General features: G+C 71.4%; 18 protein-coding genes. 6 read left to right on the forward strand and 12 right to left on the reverse strand.

All coding sequences use genetic code 11. From position 1 onward, the window contains the following. Positions 1-14 precede the first annotated feature (14 nt). Entirely contained in the window at positions 15-614 is a 600-nt protein-coding gene (locus ACWDN5_RS04565; RefSeq protein ID WP_449674454.1) for a TetR/AcrR family transcriptional regulator, read from the forward strand. A 152-nt stretch (positions 615-766) separates the two neighbouring features. On the opposite strand, the gene ACWDN5_RS04570 is transcribed toward ACWDN5_RS04565, so the two are convergent. The 8 genes from ACWDN5_RS04570 to ACWDN5_RS04605 all read right to left on the reverse strand — a co-directional run bounded on the left by ACWDN5_RS04570 (position 767) and on the right by ACWDN5_RS04605 (position 8,041). Further along, positions 767-1,180 (reverse strand): histone-like nucleoid-structuring protein Lsr2, encoded by a 414-nt coding sequence (locus ACWDN5_RS04570; RefSeq protein ID WP_086848477.1) that lies wholly within the window; start codon positions 1,178-1,180, stop codon positions 767-769. A gap of 202 nt (positions 1,181-1,382) precedes the next feature. After that, positions 1,383-1,568 carry a hypothetical protein gene (locus tag ACWDN5_RS04575; RefSeq protein WP_310974660.1) on the reverse strand — a complete coding sequence of 62 codons (186 nt, stop codon included), beginning with the start codon at positions 1,566-1,568 and terminating at the stop codon, positions 1,383-1,385. Positions 1,569-2,546: 978 nt separating this feature from the next. Further along, positions 2,547-3,212, reverse strand: a complete 666-nt coding sequence (locus ACWDN5_RS04580; protein WP_310974659.1) for an HU family DNA-binding protein — start codon at positions 3,210-3,212, stop codon at positions 2,547-2,549. A 366-nt stretch (positions 3,213-3,578) separates the two neighbouring features. Then, positions 3,579-4,142, reverse strand: coding sequence for a hypothetical protein (locus ACWDN5_RS04585; protein WP_310974658.1), 564 nt, complete (start codon positions 4,140-4,142; stop codon positions 3,579-3,581). A 63-nt stretch (positions 4,143-4,205) separates the two neighbouring features. Continuing rightward, positions 4,206-4,778 carry a sigma-70 family RNA polymerase sigma factor gene (locus tag ACWDN5_RS04590; protein WP_449674473.1) on the reverse strand — a complete coding sequence of 191 codons (573 nt, stop codon included), beginning with the start codon at positions 4,776-4,778 and terminating at the stop codon, positions 4,206-4,208. 376 nt (positions 4,779-5,154) lie between these two features. Then, positions 5,155-5,751 carry a response regulator transcription factor gene (locus tag ACWDN5_RS04595; RefSeq protein ID WP_003073605.1) on the reverse strand — a complete coding sequence of 199 codons (597 nt, stop codon included), beginning with the start codon at positions 5,749-5,751 and terminating at the stop codon, positions 5,155-5,157. A 131-nt stretch (positions 5,752-5,882) separates the two neighbouring features. Beyond that, positions 5,883-7,103, reverse strand: a complete 1,221-nt coding sequence (locus ACWDN5_RS04600) for a hypothetical protein (protein WP_449674457.1) — start codon at positions 7,101-7,103, stop codon at positions 5,883-5,885. 32 nt (positions 7,104-7,135) lie between these two features. After that, positions 7,136-8,041 carry a MerR family transcriptional regulator gene (locus tag ACWDN5_RS04605; RefSeq protein ID WP_449674475.1) on the reverse strand — a complete coding sequence of 302 codons (906 nt, stop codon included), beginning with the start codon at positions 8,039-8,041 and terminating at the stop codon, positions 7,136-7,138. A gap of 248 nt (positions 8,042-8,289) precedes the next feature. Between ACWDN5_RS04605 and ACWDN5_RS04610 the strand changes: the two genes are divergently transcribed. Continuing rightward, positions 8,290-8,592: a WhiB family transcriptional regulator gene (locus tag ACWDN5_RS04610; RefSeq protein WP_033261506.1), complete on the forward strand. Its 303-nt coding sequence runs from the start codon at positions 8,290-8,292 to the stop codon at positions 8,590-8,592. A 114-nt stretch (positions 8,593-8,706) separates the two neighbouring features. On the opposite strand, the gene groL is transcribed toward ACWDN5_RS04610, so the two are convergent. Both groL and groES read right to left on the reverse strand, forming a co-directional pair. Continuing rightward, positions 8,707-10,320: a chaperonin GroEL gene (gene groL, locus ACWDN5_RS04615; RefSeq protein ID WP_310967607.1), complete on the reverse strand. Its 1,614-nt coding sequence runs from the start codon at positions 10,318-10,320 to the stop codon at positions 8,707-8,709. A 91-nt stretch (positions 10,321-10,411) separates the two neighbouring features. Beyond that, positions 10,412-10,705: a co-chaperone GroES gene (gene groES, locus ACWDN5_RS04620; protein ID WP_004559922.1), complete on the reverse strand. Its 294-nt coding sequence runs from the start codon at positions 10,703-10,705 to the stop codon at positions 10,412-10,414. A gap of 477 nt (positions 10,706-11,182) precedes the next feature. On the opposite strand from groES, the gene ACWDN5_RS04625 reads away from it, so the two are divergent. After that, the gene (locus ACWDN5_RS04625) at positions 11,183-13,051 is read left to right on the forward strand and encodes an N-acetylmuramoyl-L-alanine amidase (protein WP_449674476.1); all 1,869 of its coding nucleotides are present in this window, start codon (positions 11,183-11,185) and stop codon (positions 13,049-13,051) included. Between the two features lie 21 nt (positions 13,052-13,072). Here the strand turns inward: ACWDN5_RS04625 and ACWDN5_RS04630 are convergent, their stop codons facing one another. Beyond that, entirely contained in the window at positions 13,073-14,449 is a 1,377-nt protein-coding gene (locus ACWDN5_RS04630; RefSeq protein WP_449674460.1) for a glycosyltransferase family 2 protein, read from the reverse strand. Further along, positions 14,446-14,955, reverse strand: coding sequence for an exosortase P (gene xrtP / locus ACWDN5_RS04635; protein WP_449674478.1), 510 nt, complete (start codon positions 14,953-14,955; stop codon positions 14,446-14,448). The genes ACWDN5_RS04630 and xrtP overlap by 4 nt, the downstream gene beginning before the upstream one ends. Before the next feature lie 360 nt (positions 14,956-15,315). On the opposite strand from xrtP, the gene ACWDN5_RS04640 reads away from it, so the two are divergent. The 3 genes from ACWDN5_RS04640 to wecB all read left to right on the forward strand — a co-directional run bounded on the left by ACWDN5_RS04640 (position 15,316) and on the right by wecB (position 17,516). Then, entirely contained in the window at positions 15,316-16,083 is a 768-nt protein-coding gene (locus ACWDN5_RS04640; RefSeq protein ID WP_449674462.1) for a choice-of-anchor P family protein, read from the forward strand. Between the two features lie 11 nt (positions 16,084-16,094). Continuing rightward, positions 16,095-16,274, forward strand: coding sequence for an LPXTG cell wall anchor domain-containing protein (locus ACWDN5_RS04645; protein WP_449674464.1), 180 nt, complete (start codon positions 16,095-16,097; stop codon positions 16,272-16,274). A 96-nt stretch (positions 16,275-16,370) separates the two neighbouring features. Next, on the forward strand, positions 16,371-17,516 hold the full coding sequence (wecB, locus tag ACWDN5_RS04650) for a non-hydrolyzing UDP-N-acetylglucosamine 2-epimerase (protein WP_449674480.1): 1,146 nt from the start codon (positions 16,371-16,373) through the stop codon (positions 17,514-17,516). Positions 17,517-17,672 lie beyond the last annotated feature (156 nt).

The raw sequence follows: 17,672 nt of genomic DNA on the forward strand, positions 1-17,672 counted from the left end.
GGGAAGATGGCGGCATGGGGCACCACGGATGGCAGGGCAACCCGCCCGGCACCGAAGACGAGGCACGCCGGCGGATCGTCGAAGCGGCGACGGCGTGCCTCGACCGGGCCGGCCTGGGCAAGACGAGCCTGTCCGACGTCGCCGCCGAAGCGGGCGTCACCCGGCAGACCGTCTACCGCTACTTCCCGGGGCTGAAGGACATCCTGCGGGCCGTCGCGCTGGACGGCGTCGAAGAGTTCGCCGGGCGGATGGAGCGGCACCTGGCCGCGTTCGGCACGGCCGCCGAAGCCGCGGTGGAGTCCGTCGTGTTCGCCGTCCGGACGCTGCCCGGGGAGCCGCACATGGGCCTGCTGCTGCAGGCGGGCGAAGCGGACTTCTTCACCGACGGCGTCATTTCGCCGCTGGCGTTTTCGTACGGGGCGCGGATCCTCCGGAACCTGACGGTGGACTGGGCGGGCGCCGGGATCGCGTCCGACGAGGAGCTCCAGGGCCTCGCCGAGGTCCTGATGCGGCTGTTCCTGTCGTTCCTGCAGTACCCCTCGACACCGCCGCTCAGCGACGACGAGCTGCGTGCCCTGGTCCGCCGCTGGATCGGGCCGGCGCTGCGCGGCTGACGTTTCCGGAAACGCCGCCGGGGAATGCGATGACAATTCTTGACAACGCGGGGAAGTGTGACGTCTCCCACGCGGAGTCGGTGGCGAGGGGTTTCCGCCCTCGCCACCGACGGTTGCGGTGATCTCTCCCCAGTGATCCGCCGCCCACCGCGTTACTTCTTGGCGGCGGCGACCTTCTTGCGCGGGGCGCGCTTGCGCGGCGGGGCGGCGGGCGCCTCGGCCTCTTCGACCTGGGCCTGCTCGTAGGCGGCGATCACCTCGGAGGAGAGGCGGCCGCGCTCGGAGACCTCGTAGCCGTTCGCGTTGGCCCAGGCGCGGATCTGCTGGTTGCGCTCGCGGTCGGTGGTGCTGGTGGTGGTCGACTGCCCGGTGGCGACGCGGACCTTGCGGCCGCCGATGCGCCGTCCGGCGGCGATGTAGCGGGCCAGTTCGTCGCGCAGGGCGGAGGCGTTCTCGTCCGAAAGGTCGATTTCGTAGGTGACGCCGTCGAGGCCGAACTGAACGGTCTGGGCGGCGGTGCTGCCGTCGATGTCGTCCAGGATCTCGACGAGAACTTTCTGGGCCACGGGAATGCTCCTCAGCTGGATGTGCGTCCGGGGGAACGCGACGTGTGACAAGTTGCACAATGGTCGGCGTTCTTCGGTGGAGTGTATCCACCCGAGGAGACGTACGGCAATTTCCTCCGGGATTCCGCGGAACGGCGGCGGCCCGGGGTGGTCCTGAAAGGACTGGGCCGCCGCCGTCCCGGCGGTTCGCCGGGCTGTGAATTCAGGTTCCGGAGGGTGTGGAGCCCTGCTCGCCGTGGTGGTAGGGCGGATCCGTGGCGAGCGCCTCGTCGGCGGCGCCTTCGGCGGGATCGGCCAGCTGGGCGTCCCGGGCGGCTTCTTTCGCCTCTTTGATGAGCTGCCGGCTGTGGTCGAGGTCCGCTTCGGGCCGGTTTTCGTTCTCCGTCATCGCGACTCCCTGAGGTCGGATTGCGTTCCCTGCCGGACGGCTACCCGCGAAGCCCGGGACGCAACCGTCGCCGCGGCGGGGGCGTTCACCCCAACGAGTGGGCGAGGTGAATTGTTCGGCGGCCGGCGGGGGATCGGGTGAGGGGTGACCGGGACCGGTTCCGCGGGAGGGAAAAGCACGGCCGGGAAACGGCGTGGGTGCTCACCGGGCGACATTCGTGGCGGCGTCCGAGCGGCCTTGCGATGCGGGCTTCGGGAGCGGCGATCTCAAGCCGGTTGCGTGATCGGCCTGGCGGCTTGGGCGCCTTTACCGGCCGCTGAGGAACGCCGGAGGCTCGTTGTGGCCGGCTTGGAAGCGCTGGCGGCTTGGAGGGCTGCTCGGAGCGCTGGAGGCATGTGAGGGCTGGCTTGGCAGGGCTGGAGGCATGTGAGGGCTGGCTTGGCAGGGCTGGAGGCATGTGAGGGCTGGCTTGGCAGGGCTGGCGGCTTCTGAGGGCCGAAGGCGGCCGCATTCACCGGCCCGCCCGGGTTCGCCGGAAGCTCCGCGGCGACCGGCCCCTCGAAAGGCGAGAAGGGCTCGCCCGGCAGCGCTGAAGGCCTGCGGCGGCCCACCCCGAAATGCCGGAAGGATCCGCCCGGGAGCGCCGAAGGCCTGCGGCGGCCCACCCCGAACCCGGAAGGACCTGCCCGGGCTCGCCGGAGCCTCACCCCCGAAATGCCGGAAGGATCCGCCCGGCAGCGCCGAAGGCTTGCAGTGGCCCACCCCGAACCCGGAAGGACCCGCCCGGCTCGCCGGAGCCTCACCCCCGAAATGCCGGAAGGATCCGCCCGGCAGCGCCGAAGGCCTGCGGCGGCCCACCCCGAAAAGTCGGAAGGATCCGCCCGCGATCGCCGGAAGCTCCGCGGCGACCCACCCCCGAAATGCCGGAAGGGCCCCGCACCAGCCTGGTGCGGGGCCCCTCCGATCGTCGCGAGGGTGTTACTTCTTCTTCGCGGCGGAGGTGCGCTTGGCCGGGGCCTTGGCCGCCGTGGTCTTCTTCGCCGCGGCGGTCTTGGTCGCGGCCGGCTTGGCGGCGGCGGTCTTCGCCCGCGTGGTGGTCGCCTTCGCCGTGGTGGCCTTGGCCGCCGTGGTCTTGGCCGCGGTCTTCGGGGCCGCCTTGGTCGCGGTGGCCTTGGCCGCCGGCTTCGCGGCCGCCGTGCGGGTGCGGGTCGTCGTCGAACGCGTGGTGGCCGGCTTGGCCGCCGCCGCCCGCGTGGTGCGGGTCGTGGTGGCCTTGGCCGGGGCCGCCGCCGCGGTCTTGGTGGCGGTCGCGCGGGTCGACGTCGCCGCGGTGGCGCGCTTGACCGGGGTCGCCTTCGGGAGCTTCTTGGTGCCGGAGATGACGTCCTTGAAGGTGGTGCCGGCGCGGAAGGCGGGCACGTTGGTCTTCTTGACGCGGACGGCCTCACCGGTGCGCGGGTTGCGGGCGGTGCGAGCGGCGCGGGCGCGCTTCTCGAACACCCCGAAGCCGGTGATGTTGACCTTTTCGCCCTTGTTGACCGTCCGGATGATGATGTCGACGAGACCGTCAACGGCCTGCGAAGCCACCTTCTTGTCGCCCAGACGCTCCGACAGCGCCTCGATCAGCTGGGCCTTGTTCGTCATTCCAGTCCTCCATAGTGGAACTACTAGTCACGGCCCATCTCGGCCGACACTGCACACGGTATTACCAATACCGCACAAAATCCAACCGGGGGTCGAAATATTTCCTTGTACGGGGGCGGGTTCCGCCTCCTCGAGACCCCCGGCCGGACGCGGCCCGTATCGCAGAGCGAACCGCCGCCATGCCTCTGAGCAGGTAAAACACGGTACCGGCGCCGTCCACTGTGGTCGTCCATATAGGACCCGAGGCCCTTCCGGAGAACTTTTCCCGCGACACGCCGAAGCAGCCCCCTCGGCGGGTGACCGACCCCACCCGCCCCCGATCCCGTGCGGCGGCCGGGGATCGCGGCCCGCCCGCGAGGGCCGGAGTCAGGGGGCTCGGGGAGCCTCAGCGGCTCCCGGGAGAGCCAGCCAGCCGACCGCATAGGTCTCCTTCACCGCGACTTCGACCGGGCGGAAAGCACTGGAGTCGATCGTGGGGCACTGCCGGACGACTTCGTCGTAGAACCAGGCGGAAGTGACCATGACCAGCGGTCCCTCGGCGGCCGATGCGGCCTTGACCGGCGGCGCGGCGAGGAGCCGGAACGCGTGGTTGATCGATGGCGCAGTGACTCCGTACTCGTCGCGGACGATCTCTCCGGCGTGCAGCGCCATCCTCAAACCGAGTCGCTCCTCCGGCGGGTGCAGGCCGTTGTGCCGCAGCAGACGGCCGGCCAGCGCACGGGGGAGCGAGTCCGCGAGGACGCTTTTGGGGATCTCCGGCGGGACGAGTACCAGCACGCCGTCGCCGCAGTCGATGCGCTGACAGGCCTGCCACGGCACTCCGGCCACGTCGAAGGCCTGCTTCAGGGCCTGGTAGAGCGCCTGTCGCAGGACCAGCCGGTGCGGGCTGGTCCTGCGGTTGTCCCCGTATCCCGTGACGTCCACGGCCACGATCGCCCGGTGCACGGCCTGATGGGCCCAGGGGTCCCCATGCCTCGTCACTGTTCTGGTCACTCAGATCGCCTCCATCGCGGCCAAGGCCTTTCTCAGCCGCGCGAGGGCGCGGTGCTGGGCGACGCGGACGGCGCCGGGCGTGGAGCCGACCGCGTCCGCGGTCTCCTCCGCCGACAGGCCGACGACCACGCGCAACACCACGATCTCCCGCTGCTTGTCCGGCAGCACCTGCAACAACTGGGACATCCGCTCGTTCAGCTCACCTTGCAGCGCCCGCTGCTCGGGGCCGACCCCGCCCTCGACCTCGTCGGGGATCTCGGCCACCGGCTCGGCCCGGTTCCGCGCCGCCGCGCGGTGCGCGTCGGCCACCTTGTGCTGGGCGATCCCGTAGACGAAGGCCAGAAAAGGGCGGCCTTGATCGCGGTACGAGGGCAATGCCGTCAGCACCGCGAGACACACCTCCTGCGCAACGTCGTCCGCCGAAGCGAACGATCGCTCCTGCCTGCCAACCCGGGCGCGGCAATACCGCACTACCAGTGGACGGATAGCAGCCAGCAGCCGCTCCACTGCCTGGGGATCTCCCTCGACAGCAGCGGCGACCGGCTCATCCAGTCCATCCCCCACATTGGCCATCGCAGACAACAGTCCCAGTGTTACGTGTAGGTGGGCAAAGAACCCGGCCCGTGGTCGCCTCCACCGCGCACCGGTGACCGCTACCGTACCGTCGGCTCGCTCCGGACCGGCGCGCGCGGTGTGCCCGGGCGCGCCGCGGCTGCCGGAGCAGCGAAAGTACGGGTCGTCCTGCGAACCCGCGGTCGAGGTCGCCGATTCAACGAGCGAACGGGCCTGCGGGTACGAGATCCGCCGGAGGGGCGGAGCGGCGGGGCGGGAATCCGCCGGATCGAGCGCCGGAGCGTGATGGGGACCACATAGGTGCGGGCCAGGGCGGTGCGCCCTGGCCCGTCGTCACCTGTGAACCGGCCGTGTCAGGAACGGGGAGAGCGGCAGGTCAGCTGACCAGGCCGCGGCGGAAGCCGTGGGCGACGGCCTGCGCGCGGTCGCGCACGCCGAGCTTGCGGAACAGCCGCCGGGCGTGCGTTTTGACCGTGTCCTCGGACAGGTAGAGCTCGCGGCCGATCTGGCCGTTGCTCTTGCCCTGGCTCATCCCGCGGAGCACCTGAAGCTCGCGCTCGGTCAGCTGGACGCCCGGGTCGGACGGCTGACGGGGCGCGGGCACCGAGGTGCTCGCCAGGGTGTGGGCCAGCGCGGCGACCAGCTCCGGCCGGGACGCGTCCCAGCGGAGGTAGCCGCGGGCACCGCCGGCGATCGCGGCGGCGATGCTGCCCGCGTCGTCGGGGGCGCCGAAGACGATGACGTTCGCCTGGGGGTTGGCCGAGACGAGCCGCCGGGTGGCTTCGACACCCGTCGGGACCGCGCGTTGCGTCCCGACCAGCACGACGTCGACGGGCTGACGGGAGTACCGGGCCAGCAGCTCGTCACCGTGCGCTACGCAGTCGATGCGACTGACCCCAGGGACCGCGGACATCACTCGGGTGAGCCCTTCACGGACACTGCGTCGGTCGTCGCAGATCAAGACCGTCGTCACGGGGTTTCCTTCCTGCAGCCGGGTGACATTCCTCTTCCCCTATCGGACGCTTTAGCCCGAACCTTGACACGATCCGGTGGCTTTTTTTGAAGTTTCTTAGCCCGGATGCCGGAACACCCCATTCCGACGGCTCAACCACCCGGGACGGGGACCCATGGTGATTCCCCCGCAACCCTCCTCCCGCAAGGATCTGCGCTTCGTAACACTGCGTGCAACACCTGCGCCACTCTGAATCGATACTCCTCGGCGTGTCCTGGGCGCAGGTCGGCCGCGACGAGCGCCGCCGGCCACGAAAGTGAAAGGAGTTCGCATTCCTCCGCCGTCGCCATTGCATTTCCGACAAGGTCGTCCGAAATCTTCCGGTGATCGGGAGCGCCGGCCGCGCTCAGGGCGACGGCCAGCACAATCCCGGATTTCACGACGTGCCGCCGCGCGCCGCGGGCTTGCGCGGTTTCGAAAGCGCGCCGGGCGTGCGGGACGGCATCGGCGCCCTGACCTGCGGCGAGTGCGATTTCGGCGTCCACCCAGCCGCCGCGGACGGTGGCTCGCCACCTGCTGTCCGCGGCGGCGGCGAGCTCGGCGAGCCGGCGGGCGGCGGCGAGGCGGCCGAGGGCGAGGTTGTCGGCGGCCAGGCCGAGGAGGGCATCGGCTTTGGCGCCGGCGGCGTCGAGGCCGTCGGGGTCGGGGCTTGTCGCGGCTTCGGGACGGCGGGGGGTGGGTTTTGCGCCGGGTGCGGTCCGGCCTTCGCGGCCGGTGGCGGCTTCGGGGCGGCGGGCGGCGGCCTCCGCGTTCGAGCCGTCGGGGTCGCGGCTGATGGCGGCTTCCGAACGGCGGGCTACCGCCTTTGCACCCGAGGCGGCCGAGCCGTCGGGGTCGCGGCCGGTGGCGGCTTCGGGGCGGTGGGGAGTGGGTTCCGCGCCGGGGGCGGTGTCGCCTTCGCGGCTGGTGGCGGCTTCGGGGCGGCGGGCGGCGGCCGTCGCGTCCGAGCCCTTGAGATCGCGGGCGGCGGCCGTCGCGTCCGAGCCCTTGAGATCGCGGCCGGCGGGGTCGGGCTTGGTCTCCAGGTGGGCCACCTTGGCCAAAGCCTCGCCGTCGAGGGCGCGGGCCAGGCGGTGGCCGCCCAGCTGGCGGCGGTGCGATGCGAGGGTGCTGGCGGCGAGCGATGCCAGCACCGGGTCATCCTCTCGCCTCAGCTCGCCGAGGAGCGTCGCCGCCGCCGCGTACCTTCCCTGGGCTCCGAGGATGATGGCCGCCAGCAATTGCTCGCGCGGGCTTGCGGACCCGCGCACGATCGCGGGGTCGGGCAGCGGGTCGCTCCCGAACGCGGCGGCCCTCAGGGCGGGTTCGTGCACCCGTCCTTTCTAGCGGTTCCCACCGACAAAACTCACCGGCGCCCGCCGACCAGCACGTGCTCGATGCGGTCCGCCGCGCCGGGGAGGTCCGTCAGCAGCTCCACCTTGTCCGGCAGGCCCGCCGGGTCCCAGCCCGGGCCGCACGCGAACAACCGGCTCCGCTGACGGCCCCGCGAAACCCGGGCGAACAGGCGCGCGTCCGCCACCCCGCGGCCGTGGGCCCACAGCACCACCGCGGCCGGCGCGCTGCGGCGGACCGCCACCGCCAGCACCTCGGCCGGCAGCGGGACCCCGAACAGCTGCGCGCCGATCCGCCGCCCCGCCAGAGACGCCGCCAGCGCGTACATCGGCATCGAGTCGCGCTCGTCCGGGACGCAGCCGAGGAGGACCGGGCGGGTGTTGCGGGGCTCGTCGAGCACCGGGGTCGCGCGGACCAGGGCCGCGAACACGCACTCCGCGAGCAGGTACTCCACCTCCGCCCCCGCGCTCGCGCCGCGCCAGCGCGCCCCGAGCGCCGACAGCACCGGCTCGATCACGCCGGTCCACGCCGGGAGGACGCCGAGCTCGGCGATGGTGTCCGCGAGCATCCGCTGGACTGCGCCGACGTCCATGGCCAGCGCCGCCGTGCTCAGCCTCCGCGCGAGGCGGGAGCGGACCTCGTGACCGTCGTCCTCGACCGAAGACCCCGGCAGTTCGCCGGGCTCCTCCGGCTGCGGGGGTCCGGAGCGGGGGATCTGCTCGAGGGCGTAGCGCGCCGCCTCGGCCGTGGACGCGCCGCTCAGCAGCGCTCGCTGCATCAGTTCGAGGCGGCCGATGTCGGAGGTGCCGTAGCGGCGGTGGCGGCCGTCGGTGTGCCGGCTGGGCCCCAGCCCGTAGCGGCGGTCCCAGGTTCGGAGGGTGGACGGCGCGACCCCGAGCCGGCGGGCGACCGAGGCCACCGGCAGGGTGGGTTCTTCGGTGCCCGACCCAGCTCCCACGAGCCTCAATATCCAGGCACCCAGCGCGGTCGGCAACCGGAGGCGAAAGCCCTGCTCACACATCCGGGGGATGCCTAACGGCTGAATCGGGCCGGATCGCTTGAACAACTATTGGCGCGCTTCTAACGTTACCGCCGTTGCACCGAATGGAGTATTGGCACCACAGCAGAGCAGCTAGCGGCATCGACCGGATGACGGAGGCGGTCAGGATGGCAGACACGCGCAGGCTCCCAGGACCCAACGCCGACATGTGGGACTGGCAGCTCGAGGGGTCGTGCCGGGGGATGGACAGCGCGTCCTTCTTTCACCCGGACGGCGAGCGCGGCCCGGCGCGGGCACGGCGGGAGGCCAGAGCGAAAGCCGTCTGCCTGAGCTGCCCGGTCTTGGAGATGTGCCGCAGCCACGCGCTGGCGGTGCACGAGCCGTACGGCATCTGGGGCGGGCTCTCGGAGTCCGAACGGGAGCACATCATCAAATCGGACAAACGCGCGCTCAGCATGTCCGGCGGCTGAGCGCGCCACAGACATCGGAGGGCGGCACCGGGTGGGGTGCCGCCCTCCGTGCCCTTCGAAGCACGAAAGCGGGGCGGCACTCCGGAGGGAGTGCCGCCCCGCTTCGCCGGAAAATCAGTGCGAGTGGCCGTGGCCCGCCGCGGCGGGCTCTTCCTCGGCCGGCTTCTCGACGACCGACGACTCCGTCGTCAGCACGAGACGCGCGATCGAGGCGGCGTTCGCCACCGCGGACCGGGTCACCTTGACCGGGTCGACGATGCCGGCGGCCAGCAGGTCGGTGAGCTCGCCGGTGGCGGCGTTGAAGCCCTGGCCCCAGCCCTGCTCCTGCACCTTGTTGACGATGACCGCACCCTCGTGGCCCGCGTTGGTCGCGATCCAGAACAGCGGCGCGACCAGCGCGTCCTTGACGATCCGCACGCCGGTGGCTTCGTCACCGGAGAGGCCCAGGCCGCCCTCGAGCTCCTTGACCGCGTGGACCAGCGCCGAACCGCCGCCGGGCAGGATGCCCTCCTCGACGGCCGCCTTGGTCGAAGCCACGGCGTCCTCGATGCGGTGCTTGCGCTCGTTCAGCTCGGTCTCGGTGGCCGCGCCGACCTTGATGACCGCGACGCCGCCGCCGAGCTTCGCGAGCCGCTCCTGCAGCTTCTCGCGGTCCCAGTCGGAGTCGGTCGTCTCGATCTCCTTGCGGATCTGCGCGACCCGCCCGGCGATGGCGTCCTTGGAGCCGGCGCCGTCGACGATCGTGGTGTCGTCCTTGGTGACGACGATGCGGCGGGCCTTGCCCAGCGCGCCGAGGTCGACGTCGGACAGCTTGCGGCCGATCTCCGCGGAGATCACCTCGCCGCCGGTGACGACCGCGAGGTCGTCCAGGAACGCCTTGCGGCGGTCGCCGAAGAACGGCGCCTTGACCGCGACGGCGGTGATCGTCTTGCGCAGCGAGTTCACCACGAGGGTGGACAGCGCCTCGCCGTCGACATCCTCGGCGATGATCAGCAGCGGCTTCTTGGCCTCGACGACCTTCTCCAGCACCGGCAGCAGGTCGGCCAGCGCCGAGATCTTCTCGCGGTGCAGCAGGACGTAGGCGTCCTCGAGGATCGCCTTCTGCTCCTCCGGGTTGGTCGCGAAGTGCGCCGAGAGGAAGCCCTTGTCGAACTGGACGCCCTCGGTGATCACCAGCTCGGTCGCCAGGGTCGACGACTCCTCGATGGTGATGACGCCGTCCTCGCCGACCTTCTCGACGGCTTCGCCGAGCAGGGCGCCGATGTTGGCGTCGCGGGAGGTCACGGTGCCGACCTGGGCGATGTTCTCGCGGCCCTTGACCGGGGTGGCCTTGGCCTTGAGGACCTCGATGACCTTCTCCGCGGCGGCCTCGATGCCGCGGCCGATCGAGGTCGGGTTGGCACCGGCCGCGACGTTGCGCAGGCCGACCTTCACCAGCGACTGCGCGAGCACGGTCGCGGTGGTGGTGCCGTCGCCGGCGACGTCGTTGGTCTTGGTGGCGACGCTCTTGGCGAGCTGCGCGCCGAGGTTCTCGAACGGGTCGTCGAGCTCGACCTCACGGGCGACGGTCACGCCGTCGAGGGTGATGGTCGGGCCGCCGAACTTCTTGTCGAGCACGACGTGCCGGCCGCGCGGGCCGAGGGTGACCTTGACCGCGTCGGCGAGCTTGTTCACCCCGCGCTCCAGCGCGCGACGAGCGTCCTCGTCGAAGTTGATCTGCTTGGGCATAGCGTGTTCCGCTTACCTTTCTCTGGACGCAAAAACGCCCCGCTCCCCGGTGTTCTGCGGGGCCCGGGGCGTCATGCGCTGCGAGCGGACGTCAGTTGATGACGGCCAGCACGTCGCGGGCGGACAGGATCAGGTAGTCCTCACCGTTGTACTTGACCTCGGTGCCGCCGTACTTGGAGTAGATGACGACGTCGCCGACGTTCACGTCGAGCGGGACGCGGTTGCCCTTGTCGTCGATCCGGCCCGGGCCCACGGCCAGAACCTTGCCCTCCTGGGGCTTCTCCTTGGCGGTGTCGGGGATGACGAGGCCGGAAGCGGTCGTCTCCTCGGCCTCGCTCGTCTGGACGACGATCTTGTCCTCGAGCGGCTTGATGTTCACGCTCACCGGGTTGACCTCCACGGTCGTCGAAAGCGTTGGCAGGATGTGGTTACGGCTCTACCACCCCCGCCGTCGCGGGTGCCGGGGCTGTCGGGCCGTGCATTTAGCACTCTAGCCACGTGAGTGCCAGCTCCGCAAGGAGGGTCCACCCGACGGGCACGATAGCCCCCGCCGACCACCTGACCGGCGGTTATGCGCGGGCCGAACCGACCCGCCCCGCCCCCTCGTGCGGGCGGGTGACCCGGCCCGTCCGCAGGAACCTCCGGATCCCCACCCCCGTTGGGACCGGCATCGGTGACGCGGGACCCGCCGCCCGCCCGGGCACCGACCACGCGGTTGCCGCGGCCCAGCACGTTTCTCCGACGAAAGACCCACCGCGCCACCCACGATCGGCGCGTGACGCACCCGCGGCCTCTTACCTCCCGGGGTGAGTTTCTGGTTAAGTTCTCACCTCTGGCACCTGCACCCTGGGGGTTCATGCCCATGTCCCACCCCGTCCCGAGAACCGCGGCCGTCGCGGCCGCCGTCGCCCTCCTCGCCGGCCTGGCCGCGGCTCCGGCGCACGCCGACCCCGCCGGCCAACGCCAACGCGACTTCGCCGCCGCCGCGAAGGAATTCAACGTCCCGGAGAACGTCCTCCTCGGCGTCTCCTACCTCGAGTCGCGGTGGGACACCAACGCCGGGACGCCCAGCACCTCGGCCGGCTACGGCCCCATGCACCTCACCGACCTCCGCGCGGCCGGCGTCGCCGGCACGCACCACGACGAGGGCACCGAAGACGCCCGAGGCGACGACGCCCGCCCGGCCGTGCGCCCGCAGGCCGGGCCCGCTGCCCCGCCGCCCACGCTGCAGACCGTCGACGAGGCCGCGCGGCTGCTCCGAACCGACGCACAAACGCTGCGCACGAACCCCGCCCAGAACATCCGCGGCGGCGCGGCCCTCCTCGCGAAGTACAACACCGACGGCAACTGGTACACCGCCGTCGCGCGCTACAGCGGCTCCACGGGCCAAGCCGCGGCGCAGACCTTCGCCGACGAGGTCTTCGACACGATCAAGACCGGCACCACCCGGACCACGGACGACGGCCAGCAGGTCACGCTGGCCCCGACGCCCGACGTCGTCGTCCCGCAGCACGCCGACCGGACGCCCGCCGGCGTCGAGTGCCCGCGCCGGGTCACCTGCGAGTCCGTCCCGGCGCCGTACCAGGAGCTGCCGAAGGACGACTACGGCAACCACGACCTCGCGAACCGGCCCGAGAGCCAGAAGATCGACCACATCGTCATCCACGACACCGAGGGCTACTGGGCCAACGTCCTCGACCTCGTCCGGGACCCGACGTACGTCAGCTGGCACTACACCATCCGGTCGGCCGACGGCCTGATCGCCCAGCACGTGCCGACCAAGGACGTCGCCTGGCACGCCGGGAACTGGTACGTCAACGCGAAGTCCATCGGCATCGAGCACGAGGGCTTCGCCGCGAAGGGCACCTGGTACACCGAGGCCATGTACCGCACGAGCGCGAAGCTCGTCGGCTACCTCGCGCGCAAGTACGGCATCCCGCTCGACCGCGCACACATCATCGGGCACGACAACGTGCCGGGCACGGTCCCGTCGACGATCGCGGGCATGCACTGGGACCCGGGCCCCTACTGGGACTGGTCGCACTACTTCGACCTGCTGGGCGCGCCGCTCGGCGGGTTCGGCCTGCCCGGCTCGTCGCTGGTCACCATCGACCCGGACTTCGCGAAGAACCAGCCCGCGTTCACCGGCTGCGACAGCCCCGGGACGCCGTGCACCCCGCGCGGCTCGGAGGCCGTCGTGCTGCACTCGGAGCCGAGTGAGTCCTCGCCGCTGCTGGTCGACGTCGGCCTGCACCCGAAGGGGACGCCGTCGACCATGGACGTCTCCGACGTCGGCAGCCGGGTCGCGACCGGGCAGCGGTACGCCGTCGCCGAGGTCCGCGGTGACTGGACGGCGATCTGGTACCTCGGCCAGAAGGGCTGGTTCCACAACCCGCGCAACGCCCGGGTCGCGAAGCCCGCGATCGGCTGGGTCGTGACGCCGAAGCCCGGCCTCGCGACCGTGCCGGTGTACGGCCGCGCCTACCCCGAGCCGGAGGCGTACCCGGCCGGCGTCACCGTGCAGGCCATCACGCCGCTGCCGTACACGCTTTCCGCGGGCCAGAAGTACTCCTCGGGCGGGACGGTCGGCTCCGAGTACTACTGGGCGACCACCTTCGACCCGGCCGGCCACGTGGTGGTGAAGGGCAAGCTCAAGTACGTCCAGATCCAGTTCGGGCACCGGATCGCCTTCGTCAAGGCCGACGACGTCCGGATCGTCCCGGCGTTCTGACCGCTCCGGTGGAGGTCGCGCTCACGCGTCGAGCGCGACCTTCACCCCGGCCGCCTGCTCGGTGTTGCGGCGCGTCTTCGCCCAGCCGTTGCGCCCGCGGACGAGCCGGAACAATGCGCGCCACGACGTCACGTAGAACGTGTAGATGTACGCGGCGTACGCGAAGCCCATTCCCAGGCCGCGCAGGATGTTCTTGCTGCGCAGGCACTTCAGCTGGTAGATCGGGCCCCAGACGAGGAACGGCAGCAGCCCGAACGAGCCGTAGATGGCGAACAGGATCCAGGCGCTGCCGGTGAACCACGTCCACATCTGCGCCGGGTCGCCCGCGGTGCCCACCACCAGCAGGACGAACGGGATCGGGTACAGCAGCGAGCCGAGCAGCTGCAGCCACGGCTGGGCCAGGTAGTACATCATCTCCGCCGCGCCGAGCGTGCTGACGTGCGGGGAATCCCAGATCCGCCGGAGGTACCGGGCGCACTGCATGGTGCCCTGGCCCCACCGCGTGCGCTGCACGAGGAACCGCCGCAGGCTGTACAGACCTTCCTGCGACACGTGGGAATCCGGGGTGAACCCGGTGCGCCAGCCCGCGGTGAGCAGGTGGACGCCGAGCTCGAAGTCCTCCAGCAGCGAGCCACGCCACGGCTCCCCGGCGTCGCCGGCGATCGAATCCAGCGCGGTGAGGCGGGTGAACTGGCCGTTGCCGCCCATGGAGATCGTGCCGGTGAACCCGCGGGACGTCTGGATCGCCGCGATCGCCGTGCGGAACTCCAGATCCTGCAGCTGCGCGAGTTTCAGGCCGAACCAGCGGCCCACCGGGTTGCGGCCCGGCGGCGGGGTGTCGGTGTTGCCCATCCACACGTCGAGCTGCACCGCGCCGATCCCCGGGTCGCCGAAGAGGTGGTCCGCCGCGCAGACCTCGAGGCAGTTCGGGGCCGGGCGGCCGTCGGCGTCGACGACCACCACGACGACGTCGTCGCGGCTCGCGTCCGGGCCCATCCAGTCGTTGAGGGCGCGGTAGGCCGCGTTGAGCGCGTCGCCTTTGCCGGTCCGGGCTTCGGGGCGCACGCGCGGGACCAGGTGCAGGTACGGGTCGTAGCCGCCGTGGCGCCGCCACAGCATCCGGACCACGCGGGCGGTGCGGTCCTCCGAGTCGTCGTCGACGACCCAGACGTGCGCCCGGCGGAAGTTCGTCCGCAGGTAGCGGACGGTTTCGCGGATGACGGTCTGCTCGTCGCGGCACGGCACGAAGAAGTGCCAGGTGAAGCCGTCCGGGTCGCCGGCCGGGCCGGGCTTGCGGCGCAGGTACGGCACCACGATCACCACGACGTAGACGAGGAACGCCACGCTCATGGTCAGCGCGAACGCCTGCGTGATCGCCAGCAGGACCTTGACGCTCATGCCTTCTTCTTCCGCGTGGCCAGCCAGACGAACAGGACGATCGAAACGGCGCCGCCGAACACGCTGACCATCGAACCGAGCAGCGTGTGGCCCCAGTAGTAGCCCTCGTCGGTGCCGAAGGCGTGCACGAGCCCGACGATCGTCAGAATGCGGAGCTGGTTCACCAGTACGACGACGAGCGCCGAAATGCCGAGCGAAAAGAACAGGCGCCGCGCATTCGACGGCCGGAAGTACAGCATGACCATCGTCACAACGAGCAGCGGGAGCAAAAGGAACGCCGACGAACATTCCGGCGTCATTCTCAACCCGAACGGAGCAGTGCTCGTCAACCCAAAGTAAACAGATTCCCGATCGGGTACCACATAGCCACCCGATGTAGTGAACAGATCGAGGATGGCGCCGGCGAGCCGCACTTCCAGTTCCCGGTAGAACCGCTCGGCCAGCACCACCACGACCCCCGCGGCGGCCAGCGCACCCAGCGCCGCGACCAGCGGAAACCGTGCCATTCCTGAGTTCGGAGCGCTCGCTACCGCCACGACGTTCCTCTCGGTGTCGATTTCCCGATCAAGTTGCGGGCACCGGCGAGCGTAGGACATGTGTGCCGCCCGTTTCCACCCGGAGGGGTGGAAAAGCTGCCCCAATCGGCTGGACCTTCGCCGAACTTGTTCCGCCGATCGAGTGATGCCGAAAACGACCAGCGGAAACGGCGGCAAGCCTTACCCGATCCGGTGATTCGGGAAATTATGTGTGCTATTCGGCGCGGTCTTCGCGATAGTCGATCCGCGTGCCGAGTCGAGGCCAGCGAGTTCGATCCGCGCCGCCGTCACGCACCCCGGATAAATCCAGCGAATTCGGAGGACCACTTGATGAAGAGCTCCCTCGTGCGCCGCGGCGGCCTGCTCGCCGCGGTCGTGGCGAGCGTCGTGCTCGCCGGCGCGGCCCCCGCATCGGCGGCCCCCGGCGACGGGTCCGCGTACGGCGTCAAGGTCGACGTCAAGCTGCTCGGCCAGGAAGCGGTGAAGGCGGGCCCGTTCGCGGCCGCGAGCACCGCGGGGCCGATCAGCAGCAGCCTGGCGAAGGTCGATCTGAAGGGCGTCCTCACCGCCGGCGCGATCAACACCGAGGCCGAGCGCGACGAGAATTCCGGTGCGGTGACGGCGAAAGCGAGCACCGCCGACGTCGGGCTGCCGCTGCTGAAGGCGGCGCTCGGCAACGTCGGCATCAAGCTCGTCGAGGCCGTCTGCACCGCGACGCAGAAGGGTGTCGAAGGCAGCACGAAACTGGTCGGCGCGAACCTCGGCAGCGTCGGCGCGGTCGACGCGGCCCCGGCGGCGAACACGCAGATCAAGGTCGGTCTCGGCGACCTCAACGTCGCGACGATCATCCTCAACGAGCAGGTCAAGAACCCCGACGGCAGCCTCACCGTGAACGCCGTCCACGTGAAGCTGCTCGGCGGCGGGCTCAAGGCGCTCGGCTCGGGTGACGTGGTCGTGTCGTCGGCGACCTGCGGCCCGGCCGCGCCGCCGATGCCGCTGGCGTCCGGCGCCGGGCTCTGGATCGGGCTCGGCCTGCTCGGCGCCGTCGCGGTGCCGGTCGGGACGCGCATCTTCCGCCGTCGTTCCGCGCAGGCCTGAGCGAGGTCCGGATGTACAAGATGCCGGGCGCCGGAGTCGGCGTGGCCGGTGGCGGGGTCGGGACCCTCGCCGCCACCGGTGCCGACATCGGGTGGTGGCTGGCCGTCGGCGTGCTGCTGGTCCTGCTCGGGACCGTCGCGCTGATCGCCGTCCACCGCCGCAACCTCCGTCTCTCCCGGGCGCGGGATTGAGGGAGCGGGCCGCCGGCGTGTGCCCCTCGCACGCCGGCGGCCCGCTTGGCGGGAATTTGCTGGACACTCGAAGATGTGGAGAAGGGGCGACGCGGGGTGGACGTGATGTTGCTGGCCGGGACGCGGCCGGAAGCCGTCAAGCTCGCGCCGCTGGCCCTGGCGCTGGCGGCGCACCCGGTGCTGCGCCCGGTGGTGGTCCACAGCGGCCAGCACCCGGGCATGGTGGAGCAGGCCCTGGAGCCGTTCGGGCTGGCCGTGGACGCGTGGCTCGACGTGCCACCGCGGGTGACGGGCAGCCAGGCCGAGCTGGTGGCGGGCCTGCTGCCGGCGCTCGACGACGCGCTGCGCCGCCACTCGCCGGCGGCGCTGGTCGTCCAGGGCGACACGACGACGACGCTCGCCGGCGCCCTGGCGGCGTTCTGGCTGGGCATCCCGGTGGTCCACTTGGAAGCGGGGCTGCGCACGCACGACCTCGCGGCGCCGTTCCCGGAGGAGGGCGCACGGCAGATGGTGTCCCGCATCGCGGCGTTGCACCTGGCCCCGACCCTCGGCGCGGCGGCGGCGTTGCGCTCGGAAGGCGTTGCGCGGCAGCAGATCGCGGTCACGGGCAACACGGTGGTCGACGCGGTGCTGGAGATCGCGGCCCGCGACCTGCCGGCCCGCGACACCGCCCTGGCGCTGCTGGAGATGGAACTCGCGGAGGCCGGCGAGCGGCTGGTGCTGGTGACGTCCCACCGCCGGGAGTCCTGGGGCGAGCCGTTGGAGCGCACCCTGGCGGCGGTCCAGCTGATCGTGGCCGAGCACCCGGACGTCCAGGTGCTGTTCCCGGCGCACCCGAACCCCCAGGTCCGCGCCCAGGTGGAGGCGGCGCTGGCCGGCCTCCCCCGGGTGACGGTGACGGACCCGCTGGAGTACCCGGACCTGGTCCGGGCGCTGAGGCTGGCTTCCCTGGTCCTGACGGATTCGGGCGGCATCCAGGAGGAGGCCCCGACGTTCGGCACCCCGGTGGTGGTGCTGCGCGACGTGACCGAACGCGCGGAGGTGGTGGAGGCGGGCTACGCGTGGCTGGCGGGCACGGACACGGCGCGGATCGTGGACCTGGCGGCGCGCCTGCTGAGCGGAGAGTTGCGCCCGGCCCAGGTGGGCAACCCTTACGGGCAGGGGAATGCGGCGGCGCTGGCGGTGGCGGCGATCGAGGAACTGCTGGGCGTACGGGCCGTGGCCCCGGCGACGGCTTCGTAGCGCGAACCCGCCCCACGGCAATTACCCCGCACGGCAACCCGCCCGCGGCAGCCTCGCCAACCGGACCACGACACCCACACCCCCCGCAACCCCGATCCGAAGCCACAACACGGCCGACGGCGCCGGGTCAAGGCACGCTTTCCCGCCTTGACGCGG

It is taken from the genome of Amycolatopsis sp. NPDC003731 (assembly GCF_053586895.1).